At 61.4% G+C, this 12,654-nt stretch carries 8 protein-coding genes; 7 read left to right on the forward strand and 1 reads right to left on the reverse strand.

Features of this window, described 5'->3' with window-relative positions:
- The first annotated feature begins 10 nt into the window (after positions 1-10).
- A complete protein-coding gene (locus ELY13_RS12630; protein WP_126174284.1) occupies positions 11-1,927 on the forward strand; it encodes a TonB-dependent receptor domain-containing protein in 1,917 nt (638 codons plus the stop codon).
- 358 nt (positions 1,928-2,285) lie between these two features.
- On the opposite strand, the gene ELY13_RS12635 is transcribed toward ELY13_RS12630, so the two are convergent.
- Positions 2,286-3,218, reverse strand: a complete 933-nt coding sequence (locus tag ELY13_RS12635; RefSeq protein ID WP_126174285.1) for a LysR family transcriptional regulator — start codon at positions 3,216-3,218, stop codon at positions 2,286-2,288.
- Between the two features lie 216 nt (positions 3,219-3,434).
- Here ELY13_RS12635 and ELY13_RS12640 point away from each other — a divergent pair, with 216 nt between their 5' ends.
- From ELY13_RS12640 to ELY13_RS12665, 6 genes are all read left to right on the forward strand, one after another.
- Positions 3,435-5,855 carry a TonB-dependent receptor gene (locus ELY13_RS12640; protein ID WP_164549802.1) on the forward strand — a complete coding sequence of 807 codons (2,421 nt, stop codon included), beginning with the start codon at positions 3,435-3,437 and terminating at the stop codon, positions 5,853-5,855.
- A gap of 136 nt (positions 5,856-5,991) precedes the next feature.
- Entirely contained in the window at positions 5,992-7,422 is a 1,431-nt protein-coding gene (locus ELY13_RS12645; RefSeq protein WP_126174287.1) for a sulfatase family protein, read from the forward strand.
- 278 nt (positions 7,423-7,700) lie between these two features.
- Positions 7,701-8,618, forward strand: coding sequence for a LysR family transcriptional regulator (locus ELY13_RS12650; RefSeq protein WP_126174288.1), 918 nt, complete (start codon positions 7,701-7,703; stop codon positions 8,616-8,618).
- 83 nt (positions 8,619-8,701) lie between these two features.
- The gene (locus tag ELY13_RS12655; protein ID WP_241233699.1) at positions 8,702-10,678 is read left to right on the forward strand and encodes a TonB-dependent receptor domain-containing protein; all 1,977 of its coding nucleotides are present in this window, start codon (positions 8,702-8,704) and stop codon (positions 10,676-10,678) included.
- Positions 10,679-10,723: 45 nt separating this feature from the next.
- The gene (locus ELY13_RS12660; protein ID WP_126174289.1) at positions 10,724-11,014 is read left to right on the forward strand and encodes a DUF3649 domain-containing protein; all 291 of its coding nucleotides are present in this window, start codon (positions 10,724-10,726) and stop codon (positions 11,012-11,014) included.
- Positions 11,011-12,651 carry a PepSY-associated TM helix domain-containing protein gene (locus ELY13_RS12665; protein ID WP_164549803.1) on the forward strand — a complete coding sequence of 547 codons (1,641 nt, stop codon included), beginning with the start codon at positions 11,011-11,013 and terminating at the stop codon, positions 12,649-12,651. The genes ELY13_RS12660 and ELY13_RS12665 overlap by 4 nt, the downstream gene beginning before the upstream one ends.
- Positions 12,652-12,654 lie beyond the last annotated feature (3 nt).

Raw genomic sequence — 12,654 nt, forward strand, 5'->3', positions numbered from 1 at the left:
CCGGACACCAATGCTGTACCGGCTCCTAGGCGGTGTGTTGCTCGCCGCCATCGGCTCGTCCCCCGCTCAGGCGCAACGCACGAATGAGGATGTCGTGGCGCAGGCGGACGACGCGTTCGGCGTCAGCATCGGCAACGAACGGGTAGGGCTTTACAGCGCTTCCGACGTACGCGGCTTTTCGCCCGCGACAGCGGGCAATATCCGGCTGGAGGATCTGTATTACGATAGGGCAGGGTCGTTTACCGACCGGCTGCATACCGGAACGACAATCCGGGTCGGGCTCACGAGTCAGGACTACCTGTTCCCCGCCCCGACGGGCATTGCCGAATACCGCGTCCGGCGTGCGGGAAAGAAGCCTCTCGTCTCGGTGCTGCTGGGATACGGCACGCTGGGCGGCGGGCGCATCGAAGTGGACGCAGAGTTGCCTCTCGATCCGGATCGCCTGGGGTTGACGGCGGGCATCGGCTTCTACGCCGATGAGCTGCCGGCTGGAAACGGTGGCTATTTCGTGTCGCTGGCCTCCGCGATGCACTGGCGGCCCGGAGGTGATGTAGAGGTGATCCCGTTCTGGAGCCGGATAGACGGGATTGACCGGGAAGCCATGCCCGTCTTCGTCCCTGGATCGGATCGATTGCCGCCGCGGGTCGAGCGGCGCCGCTTCATTGGCCCCGCATGGACCGATGCGCGCACCGTCAGCACGAACATGGGCATCGTCACGCGCGGCGGAACCGGGAACTGGGAAACGGCGCTGGGCGTGTTCCGCTCGGTTCAGGAGGACCGCACCGGCTTTGTAGATCTGGTTGCCGGGATTGATCCGAGTGGGCAGGCGAACCGGCTAGTCACCTCGCAGCCGTCCCGCCAGCAGAGTTCGACCAGCGGAGAAGCGCGGGTCGGTCGTCGCTTGATCGAGGGAAATCGTCTGCACCGGATCACGCTGGCGTTGCGCGGCCGCGACCGCCACAACGAGTATGGCGGCGGCCGTACGATCGATTTCGGCCCACAACCTTTCGATGCACCTCTGAACGACCCGAAGCCGGATTTCAGCTTCGGGCGGCAAACGAACGAGAGCGTTACACAGTGGACCCCTGGCCTCGGCTATGGCCTGCAGTGGCGTGGCGTCGGCTCGCTCCAGCTCGGCGCGCAGTGGACTGACTACAGGAAGCGCATCTTCCTGCCCGGCGGCAACACGGCCGAAGCGCACGAGCAGGCATGGTTGTTCAACGCCGCCGCCTCGATCCAGCTTGCGTCCGACCTTGCGCTTTACGGCAGCTATGCGCGCGGTCTTGAGGAAAGCGGGATTGCACCCGACACGGTGATCAACCGGGGGGAAGCGCTGCCCGCGATCTTCACGCGCCAGGTCGATGCCGGGCTGCGCTGGGTGCTGCCGAACTCCATGCGGCTTGTCGCGGGAGCGTTCGAGATCGAAAAACCATACTTCGCAGCCAACGAGGAAAACCGGTTCGTCGAACTCGGTACGGTTCGCCACCGGGGTCTGGAGTTCAGCCTGTCCGGTTCCCCGGCGAAACGCCTGTCCCTGCTGGCGGGTGCGGTGTTTATGCAGCCCGACGTCACGGGCCTGCCTGTGGAGCAGGGCCGCATTGGCCGGCGACCGGTAGGGCAGACCGGCACGATCCTCACGCTTTCAGGCAATTACGACGTTATCGCAGTCGAGGGGCTGGCGCTCACATTCGCGGCTAACCATCGCGGCAACCGGCTCGGAGATCGCCTGAACCGGGTGATGCTGCCGCCGGTCACCACGCTCGAGGCAGGCCTCCGCTATCGTTTTCACCTTGGTGAGGTGCCATCGCTGCTACGCTTCCGCGTCACCAATCTCACCAATGCCTATGAATGGCAGGTGGTCAGCAGCGGCAGCTACGCCGTGACCGCACCTCGCTCGTTCACCCTGTTTCTGACTATGGACTTGTAGCATCTCGGTTAGTGAACCTGTGCGCGGACGACGCGCAAAAAGTCCGATGGCACTGCCGGACGTAATGCACCTCCCGGTAGGCGAGGGGCATAGCCCTCCCGCGTAAGCCAGCCATTCCGCCCCGGCATCCTAACTCTCTCCCAAGGTGATCCGCCTCCTCGGCATGATGCCTATTCGCTTCCCGCTTTCACTGAGGAATGTGGAGGACTCTTCGAACGCGGGATCGGCATCTCATAGCCGGCGGTGCGCAAATAGCCGGTATCGGTCTTGAGTGCTTGTGGCGCATGACGGCGGAGAGCAGCCTCAGGGCCCTCTATGACCGGACGATGCGTTCAGGCGGACGGCTCCCGAACCAGCTTCAGGGTCGCAACGCCGGATACGTCGCGTCTCCCAGCACCGCAGAAGTCGCGAACTCCTTTAGCGCGTGCAATGCGGGGCTGCTCGCGCTGGGCTTCTCAAACCAGACGAGAAGCCAGCCTCTCAATGGGTATAGCATCACGATGTCATGCCGTGCTTCTGCTCTTATCATCACGTTGCTGAGGGAAGCCACACCCAGCCCGCGTTCGACCATTGAGGCAATGACGTCGTAGTACTTCGTCCGGCCCACGACCTGCGTCGGCTGAATACCCGCCTCGGAGAAGGCCGCGAGAGTCAGGCGCTCCTGCTGACTTCCGACTGGCGGAAGAATGAAAGGCAGATTCCCTATCGCTTCTGGAGACAAGGGTTCGGCCTGTCCGCTGATAAACTTTTTGCGACCATAAACCCCGCCCTCCACACGAGCGAGGTGCAGAAAACGTTCGTCGAGCGCAGTGCCTTCGACGACGTGAAGCAGAGCGCAGTCGAAATGGCCCTCGTCCAGCTTCTTGAGGGCTCCCGGGCCATGCGGCAGTCGGGGGACAAAGTCGCACTCGATGTCGGGATTATTATAGAGGAAGTCGTCCAGCTTCGGCCGGATGTACCGGTCCATCAATCCCTGACCGATCAGAACACGAAAACGCGTGACTTGGCGCGAGACGGGTGTGCTTTCACGATGCGAGGCGAGTTTCCCCACGACTGTCCAAAAGTCCTGCAGGTCTGTCGTGAATGCCTGACCTTCGCGCGTAAGCGCCGGTTGCCTCCCGGGTGACCTCTCGATGAGCTGGACCCCCAACTGCCGTTCCAGCTCCTTGATCTGGTTGCTCACCGAAGCTTGGGAAATACCGAGCTTTTCCGCGGTTTCGCCAAAGCTGCGCAGTTCACTGAGCCGAGTAAAAACCTCAAGCTGTCGCAGGGTGAAAGGCAGGTTTGGCACACCCGGTCTATAACTTACAAGTTATGCAGTGTCATCACTTTGCGGTGTGTTGCGCCCGAAAGCCGGCACTGCGTAATGTGCCTCGACCTTTCGGGACGAACAGATCGCGCAGCGTGCGATCCACCGCCTCCGATGTTCACGGTTCAAAGGGTAAAAACCCACACAGGCGGTGTTCGCCGTACCGTCAGAAAATCAAAACAGAGGGAGAGATATCCGGTGGCAGTTGAACGAGATTTACGCTTTTTCGGAAGCGGCGTTTCCCGCATGGCGCTGTGCGTCGCATTCGCATCCTTCACCGTGCCGCAGACAGCCGCGGCGCAAGCGGTCATAGCGCAGGAAATCCAGTCGGAAGAAGGGCCGAACCTGCCGGACAGCGAGATGCTGGAAGAAGTGCCGGTTCCCACCGGGGAAATCGTTGTGACAGCGCAAGGTCGCGTACAGCGGCTGAACGACGTGCCGATTTCCGCCACCGTGCTCGGCGGCGAAGCGCTCGACGACGCCAACCTGCGCAATCTGGAAGAACTGACGACGCGTTTGCCGGCCGTGAAGCTTACGCCAGGCCCCGCGTCGGACCTGCTCAACATCCGCGGCGTCGGTTCCGGGCTTAACGCTGGGTTCGAACAATCTGTCGCGACGTTCGTGGATGGCGTTTTCCGCGGTCGTTCGCGATCCAGCCGTGCCGCGTTGTTCGACATCGAGCGGGTTGAGGTACTCAAGGGGCCGCAGACGACCTTCTTTGGTAACAACGCCATCGCCGGTGCTCTCAACATCACCACCCGCAAGGCGCGGCCGGGCGGCTCGTTCGAATACAATGCCAGCGCGCTGTATGCTCCGACTGACGGCGAGTTTGCGGTGGAAGCTGCTGCAAGCGTGCCGCTCGCCGAGAACCTTGGCGTACGCGTTGCGGCCAAATACTTCGGCATGGACGGTTATGTTTACAACTCGTTCCTCGATGAAGACGGCCCTCGCCAGAGGGACTTCGTGGGCCGCGTGTCCTTGGCCTGGGCGCCGACTGATACTATCCAGACTGACTTGCGGGTCGATTATGGCCGGTTCCGCGACAGCAATTCCTTCCCTAACGAAATTCTGAACTGCCCGCCGGAACCGCCGTACCCGGACGCTCGCGGCCTGTGCCTCCGCTATCTCAACGCCTATGGCGCGGATGCGGATGATGAGTTGAACCAGCGCACTGCCAGCGACCCGAGCCGCTTTGAACTGGACTACGTCGAAGTCGCCTTGCTGAACGAAATGTACATCGGAGAACATATCCTCTCCGCTATTACCAGCTACTTCGACCACGATGTCTATAGCCTCGTGCAGCTGGCGCCGCTCCCGTTACGCGGAGTGGACGGCGTGTCCCCGTTGTTCCCGAACTACAGCCCGGAACAGTACAACTCTTTCAGCCAGGAGATCCGGCTGGCGTCGCCCACCGGGCAAACTTTCGAATACCTTGTGGGTGCCTACTACGCACAAGCCGAATTGCAGAGCGAACAGACGACCGGGTTCTATTTCGCCCCCTTCGGTGCCCGGGCACCCGGTTATACTACGGCCACCACGCCGATCGCGAACCGCGTCCTTCACGATCAGGAGGATACGACGTACTCCGTCTTCGCCGCGGCGACGGCCAACCTCACGGACAGCTTCCGCATCAACGCCGGCCTGCGCTACTCGATCGTGCACAAGGAGGCCGCTCGTGTCGGCGAAACCGGCATCGGCGGAATTGTACCCGGCGTCGGGTTCACCTCGCTTCCCGAAGAAGCGCAGGCGATTCTTCGCCCCGTACTCGGTGTGCGGCCGGGCAACTTTGCCGATCCGACCCGAACTGACCGTCAGCTCATGCCGTCAGTCAGCGTCCAGTACGACCTGACTGACGACACGATGGCCTATGCGTCCTATACGAAGGGCTTCAAGGCCGGGGGTTTCGCCGTCTCCACGAACGGCGACATCTTTGGGCCCGAGACAGTTGATGCCTACGAACTGGGATTGAAGGGCCAGCTCTTCGCTGGCGTGCTGAACTACAGCCTGGCCGGTTTTTTGAGCAACTATGACGACCTGCAGGAATCGACCAACGTCGTTCTTCCTACAGGCGCGACCCAGGCCGTCGTCGGCAACGTTGCGCAGGCGCGGGCAAAGGGCATCGAACTGGGTCTTTCGGCGCGGCTGACGGACTTCCTTACACTGTCTTCCGAGCTGGCTTACCTCGACGCTCGTTACGTCGACTATCCCGGTGCTCCCTGCACCATCCTCCAGACGCTCGCCAGCACGCCGTGCAGTCAGGATTTGTCGGGCGCCCGCCGGGCGTATGCGCCAGAGTGGAGCGGGTTTGTCGCGGCCAACGTCGAAGTGCCTGTCGGCGACTATCAGCTGCGGTTCGACCCCAACGTCTACTTCTCCAGCAGCTACTTCCAGCAAGCATCGGCCGATCCGCTAACCGTGCAGCCCAGCTACACCAAGGTCGACTTGCGGGTAGGCTTCGGCCCCGAAGACCAGAAGTGGGAAGTGGCGGTGATCGGGAAGAACCTCACCGATGTGTCGACGGGCAGCTTCCGCAACAACGTTCCGACCAGCCCCGGCACGATTTACGCCCTATCCGACCGGCCGTTTTCAGTCGCCTTTCAAGTATCGTTCAGGAACTGAACTCTATAGCTTTAGGGCGCGAGCAGTAAACTCATGAGCAGTGATGGCTCGCGTCCAGCAGCGTCGGCGAGCGCGATTGAACGCCGCGTTGAGAATAGCCCATATTGCTTCAGCAATTGGCGATCTGTAGGTGTTTATGACTGACAAAACAAAAACTGCCTCGTCCTTTTCGCGCCGAGGTCTACTGAAAACTGCGCTGGCAACAGGTGCGCTTGCTGCGGCCCTGCCGGCTTTCGCCCAGACCCCGGGAAGGAAGCCGAACTTTCTGTTCATCATGGCCGACGATCTCGGATACGCCGATCTGTCCGTCTATGGGCGCCGGGATTACGAAACGCCGGTGCTGGACCGGCTGGCGGCGCAGGGCACCCGGTTTACTCATGCCTACGCAAACAGTGCGGTCTGCAGCGCGACGCGGGTGGGACTGATCACCGGACGCTATCAGTATCGCTTGCCCGTAGGCCTGGTGGAGCCGCTCTCGAAAAACGCAGGGGTCGGACTGCCGCCGAGCCACCCGACATTGCCTTCGCTCCTGCAGGATGTCGGCTACTACACCGCGCTGATCGGCAAGTGGCATCTTGGGGAACTGCCTACTTATGGCCCTCTCAAGAGCGGCTATGATGAATTCTGGGGCATTCGGCAGGGCGGCGTCGATTACTTTACCCACAAGATCTACGGCGAAGAGGATCTCTGGGACGGCGAAACGCTGATCGAGGAAAGCGGTTACTTAACCGAACTCCTTTTCGACAAGACTGTCGAGACGCTTGAGGAAAGAAGCCGCCAGGACGAGCCGTGGCTCATCAGTCTGCACCTGACCGCACCGCACTGGCCCTGGGAAGGACCGAATGACGGCGACATAGCGGAGCGGCTCGACGAGAAGGTTGATCCGGCGGGCATGGCGATCCTCCATTACGATGGCGGCAATCTCGAAACGTACGCTGAAATGGTCACCTACATGGACGCCCAGATCGGCCGCGTTCTTGAGAAGCTTGAAGAACTCGGGATGGCTGACGACACGGTTGTCGTCTTCACCAGTGACAATGGCGGCGAGCGGTTTTCCGACACTTGGCCGTTCACCGGGAAAAAGACAGAATTGCTTGAGGGAGGGATACGGATCCCCGCTATTGTCCGCTGGCCCGGTCTGGCAACGCCCGGAACGGTAAGCGATACGCCGATCATGTCGATGGACTGGCTGCCGACGTTCCTTGCGGCCGCAGGTGGGGCGCCTCATCCGCAGTTCCCCAGTGACGGCGTCGACGTGCGAGCGGCAATTTCCGGCCGCCAGATGGCCGATCGCCCGCTCTTCTGGAAGTACAAGAACCACGGGCAACAAGCCGCGCGGCTCGGTAAGTGGAAGTACCTTAAGATTGCCGGCAATACCTTCCTGTTCGACGTGGTCGCCGACCCGCTTGAACGAGGCAATTTGAAACAACGAGAGCCCGAGGTTTATGCGGAGATGGTCGGAGCCTGGGAGCGCTGGAACGCCGGGATGCTCGTCCATCCGGAAGAGACAAACTCCTCCGGTTTCTCCGGTGCGAATCTTGCTGACCATTTCGGGGCGGGCAGCTAGCGAAGGAAGCCTCCGCGCAGCGAAAACAATGTGAGCGTGATGGCTCTCGCGGGCTCTGGCAGAGCAACTGCACCGCGTGGCGACCACAAGTGGGTCGGCGGGGGCAGGGTGTGCCAGAGCCGGTCTTTCTCACAACGACCGGACTGGAGAGAAGGCTAGGCTCGGTTAGTTTGCGCCTGAAACAAGCTGAGGCCGCCTGCTCGGAAGGGGGATCGCCAAAGACGAGTCCAGCCAGAAAGTCTATTGGTAATGATTCGCAATACCGTTAATGGCCGGGAATGGTCTGCGACGTCGAGCCCAATCAACTGGTGGCATTGTTCCACTTGCTGCACACGCGGAGCGTAAGCGCGGCGGCCAGCAAGCTCGGCGTGACCCAGCCGACCGTCAGCAGGATCTTGGGCCAATTGCGGTTGCAGGTCGGTGACCCGCTTTTGGTGCGGCGCGGTAACACCATGGTCAGGACGAGTCGGGGAGACGAACTGGCGGGCCGCTTGTCCGAATGGATGATGTTGACCGAAGCCATGATGCAGCAAGGCGAGTTCAATCCGGCTCAGTTGCAGCGGCGCGTCAGGATCGGGTCGACGGATTTCGGAGTGCTGAGTGTTATCGGCCCAACCATGCGGGCCCTTCGGTTCAGGGCACCCGGGCTCGCTTTGGACGTCACACCACTCCGCAAGGATTTGTCTGCGGCTCTGGCTATCGGCGAGAGTGATCTTGCTGTCTCCGGACTGGAACATGATCCTGCGCGATTGCACTCACAGCTCCTGTTTACCGACACGTTCAGCTGCCTGGTGCGGAGTGCGCATCCCTTGGTAGATGGAGCGAGTGGGCCCGTTAGCCTCGACGCCTTTCTCTCCTTCGATCATATCGGCCTCACTGTAAGCGACGCCGAACTCGATCGGGTTTCCCTCACTCTTCAGGAACGGGCCGCGTCCAGGCGCGTGGCGATAAATCTGCCCTATTTCTCCGTTGCGCCGGAAATTCTCGCAGGCACGGATATGCTGATGACGATCCCGACGCGGGCGGCGCGGCATTACGCGGTTCAGTATGGTCTCACCGCAATTCCGGCACCTGCTCAACTAGGGCAGATGGATTATTATCTGCTTTGGCACGAGCGGAGCCACCGCGATCCGGCCGTGACATGGTTGCGCTCCGAGATGCTCAGTGTGATGCGCGGTCATACGCCAGAAGAATAGCCGCTATACGGGATGGACGGCTTGCCACGACACCCTTCCAGCTGCTTATTGCAATCAAGTCGCAATAGCAGGCTGGGGGAATTGTGAAGAAGAGTACATGGTGGAGACGCGGTGCTGCCTTGACGGCAATTGCCGCTGGCATTGCTTCGGTACAGATACGGGCAGAAACCGGTTCCGGGATCAATGGAAACGAGATTGTCGTTACGGCGACTACGCGCGAACAACAGATCAAGGATGCGCCGGCATCGATCAGCGTCGTCACGCGCGAGGATCTGGAACGCCTGCCCTACCGCGAAGTGACCGATGCCCTTCTGGAGGTACCGGGTGTCACGGTAACGACCGGCGAGGGTAACAGCCGCGACATTTCCATCCGGGGCATCGATCCGCAGTACACCCTCATCCTGGTTGACGGCCGCCGCCTGAGCTCGCGGGAATCGCGCACTAATGGGGGCAATATCAGCGAAGGCGGACTGCTGCCGCCGGCGGAAGCGATCGAACGGATCGAGATCGTCCGCGGCCCCATGTCCTCGCTGTACGGCTCGGACGCCATCGGGGGCGTCATCAATGTCATTACGCGCCGCGTCACGGGCGATTGGGGCGGCAGCGTGCGGCTGGACGGCACTCTGCAGACCGATGACAGTTTCGGGAACATCGGCAATGGCAGCTTCTATTTGTCCGGTCCGGTGACGCGCGACGTTGGACTGCAGTTGCTGGGCGGCATTAGTCGCCGCGAGGAAGACAACATCATTGGCGGAACGCCGGAACGGCGAGATGAATCGATTGAGGGCAAGCTCGGTTTCGGCCTGGGAGCCGATCACTCTTTTCTTCTCGACGCCGCCTACTTCAGCCAGCAGGCGATCCAAACCGCCGGGAAGACTGTGGAGCCGAGCGAGGATGAGCCCGAAGGCTTCCAGTCGTTCCAGACGCAGCGCCGCTATGTCTACTCGATAAACCACTCGGGTGACTGGGGCCTCGCCAGATCCGAAAGCTACCTGCAACGCGAGGATGCGCGTGAGCTCATCCGCGATCGCCGGATCATCAATACGGTTGGGCAGTCCATCTGGAGCATCCCGGTCGCCACGAGCTACGTCAGCATTGGCGCATTCTATCGCAACGAGGATCTTACCGATCTGACGGGCAATCTCCTGCCGGGCAGCACACGCACCGGCGCCGATCGCACCAATTGGGCGGTGTTCGGCGAAGGGGAGCTTCGCATCGTCCCCAGCCTCGCTGTCACGGGCGGGCTTCGCCTCGATGAGGACGAACAGTACGGGACCCACCTCACACCCCGGCTCTACGCAGTGTGGAAACTCACCCCCGCCGTCACGGTCAAGGGCGGCTATTCCGAAGGTTTCCGTGCCCCTAATCTGCGTCAGACGCTGGGAGACTGGGGCCAGGTTAGTCGCGGGGGAACGATCTACGGCAACCCTGATCTTGAAGCGGAAACTTCGGAAACGTTCGAGGCGGGACTGCTCTTCGACAGGGGCGGGGTCTACGCCAGCCTCACGGCTTACACGACAGACTTCAACGACAAGATCACCCGGGTGACATGCGAGGCCGCAGGTGCGTGGTGTATCGATGAGCCGCTGAGCAGCATCGGGCGCCTGCCCACCACGTACGTCAACGTCGACCGGGCAACCATTCGAGGGGTCGAAGCGAGCTTCGACCTGCGGTTGACGCGCGCATTCAGCGTCGCTGCCACTGGAACGCTGACGGATTCAGAACAGCTGACTGGGGCAAATGCAGGCGCTGCGCTCAACGACACGCCGAAGAGCGCGGCCAGTCTTTCGCTGAAGTGGCGTCCGTCTCGTCGCTTCAGCACTTTCGCCCGCGCGATCTACCGCGGCGAGGAAGCCATCACCGAAGCGCAAATCAGCGGAGAGGACGTAACCGCAGCGAGCTACGCTTATGTCGATGTGGGTGCATCCTATGAACTTGACCGAACAGTCACCCTGCGCGGCGGTATCCAGAACGTCTTCAACAAGCAGCTCGACTACGAAGACTACGCCTATCTGATCGATCCCCGCCGTCTCTGGATGGGTGTGACGGCGAGCTTCTGATTCCAGCAACCACTTTTCCGGCACTGTCCACTCGGAGATCGGGACATGGCAAAATCGGTTTATGCAAATCGTCGTGAGGTGCTCTTGCGCTCCGTCATAGGCGTACTTGGCGGCTATGCACTGGCGGCTCTGGCTGTCCTGCTCACAATACTGCTTCTGCCCGCGGGCGGCCGATCGGCTGAAGGACTGGGCCAGATGATTGGTTTCTCGTTCTTCGGACTGTCGGTGATCCTCGCCTTTTCCGTGCGCTCCGCCAAGAAGGCATGGATGGTGGTGGGCCTGCCGCTCGCGCTTCTGGGAGCCTGTTATACCCTGTTGTCGGGAGGCGGAGCATGAGCGCGGGAGTCAGACAAAAGAACGCCTGGCTACACGGTTGGGCGGGGCTGCTGCTGGGGTGGCTGATGTTCGCCATCTTTGTGACCGGGACAATCGCTTTTTTCCGGCAGGAAGTCACCTACTGGATGCAGCCGGAACTACATGACAGCGATCCTGGCGAACCGCTGGAAATGGCACGCATGGCGATAGACCGGCTGGAGCATATCGCGCCGGATGCTCGGGAATGGCAGATTGAGCTGCCGAGCGAGCGTGAGCCCCAGCTTTCCGTATCCTGGGAGGCTGACGGTGCCGAAGCGGACAGCGCCAGTTCCGCTTTTGCGGCGGACCGCGCGCGTGCGGAAGAAGCGGCCGCCCAGGCTAATGCGCGCGGCGGTCGCCCGCGCGACCCTGGCGTGGCAGTCGATCCCGCAACCGGCGCGATCATCCATCCGCGGGAGACCGCTGGCGGCGACTTCCTCTACCACTTTCACTACCAGCTGCATTTCATGTCACGCGGTTCGGGGATGCTACTGGTTGGACTGGTCACACTGGCAATGTTCATCGCTATTCTGAGCGGCATTGTTACACACAAGAAGATATTCAAGGACTTCTTCACCTTCCGGCGGCGGAAGGGGCAAAGAAGCTGGCTGGACGCGCACAACGCGGCGGCCGTATTCGCGCTGCCATTTCATTTGATGATCACCTTCTCTGGCCTTCTGCTCATCGGCGGCACATTGCTGCCGTTCTCGGGCCAAGAGCGGAATCGCGAACGTCAGGGTGAAATGGAACAACAAGCTCCGACTGATCTTGCAGCGGGCTCTTCCTTGCCCCTCAGCAAGATCCTGCACACGGCGCAGCGCGAATGGTCGGTTCCGGTCGGTCGCCTGTCATTCGACCGCAGGGCGAATACTGTCGAACTGTCTAGCCAGCGTAACGACAGTCTTTTCCTGCGGCCGGGTGGAGGGCCAGGTCGCAACCTGACGTTCGACGGGACCGACGGAACGCTGCTCGAGCGGGAAGATAATCTCGCCAGCGACGGTATCGACAGGACCAATCGGGCCATTCGTGCGCTTCATCTCGGGCGTTTCGCCGACTGGCAGCTGCGATGGCTCTACTTCGTCGCCGGAATCGGGGGTACTGTTATGGTCGCTACCGGACTCGTCCTGTGGTCGGTCAAGCGAGCCGCTAAGCGCCGCGATGCCCTCATTCCAATCGGGCAGCGCCTTGCGGAAATACTCAACATCGGAGCGGTTGCCGGGCTAAACCTCGCCATCGCGACCTACTTCTGGGCGAACCGGCTAGTTCCAGCTGGCACACCGAACAGAGCCGAGCTGGAGATCCGGCTCTTCTTTATCGCGTGGACCGTGACGTATCTTCACGCGGCTGCGCGGAAACCGCAAGTCGCGTGGGTCGAACAACTGATGGTCGGCGGAGGATTGTTTGCCTTGCTGCCGATCCTGAGTTTCGCCACCGGAAGCCTGTGGCTGCCCAGTGCCGTTGCGTCCGGGAACTGGATTGTGGCGGGATTTGATGCTGTGTGTCTTCTCACCGCAACCGTCATGTTCTGCGCTGCGCGCTTCATCACCCGGGGCTCAGAGCGCGACAACGTCGCTCAGGACTTCCCGATCGTCGATCGCTCCCTTGTGCCGGCGGAGTAAGCA

Source organism: Altericroceibacterium xinjiangense (genome assembly GCF_003958635.1).
GTDB classification, from domain to species: domain Bacteria; phylum Pseudomonadota; class Alphaproteobacteria; order Sphingomonadales; family Sphingomonadaceae; genus Altericroceibacterium_A; species Altericroceibacterium_A xinjiangense.

Coding starts and splice junctions, on each gene's coding strand:
- ELY13_RS12630 (WP_126174284.1), top strand. CDS start 11: ATGCTGTACCGGCTCCTAGGCGGTGTGTTGCTCGCCGCCATCGGCTCG.
- ELY13_RS12645 (WP_126174287.1), top strand. CDS start 5,992: ATGACTGACAAAACAAAAACTGCCTCGTCCTTTTCGCGCCGAGGTCTA.
- ELY13_RS12650 (WP_126174288.1), top strand. CDS start 7,701: ATGGTCTGCGACGTCGAGCCCAATCAACTGGTGGCATTGTTCCACTTG.
- ELY13_RS12660 (WP_126174289.1), top strand. CDS start 10,724: ATGGCAAAATCGGTTTATGCAAATCGTCGTGAGGTGCTCTTGCGCTCC.
- ELY13_RS12665 (WP_164549803.1), top strand. CDS start 11,011: ATGAGCGCGGGAGTCAGACAAAAGAACGCCTGGCTACACGGTTGGGCG.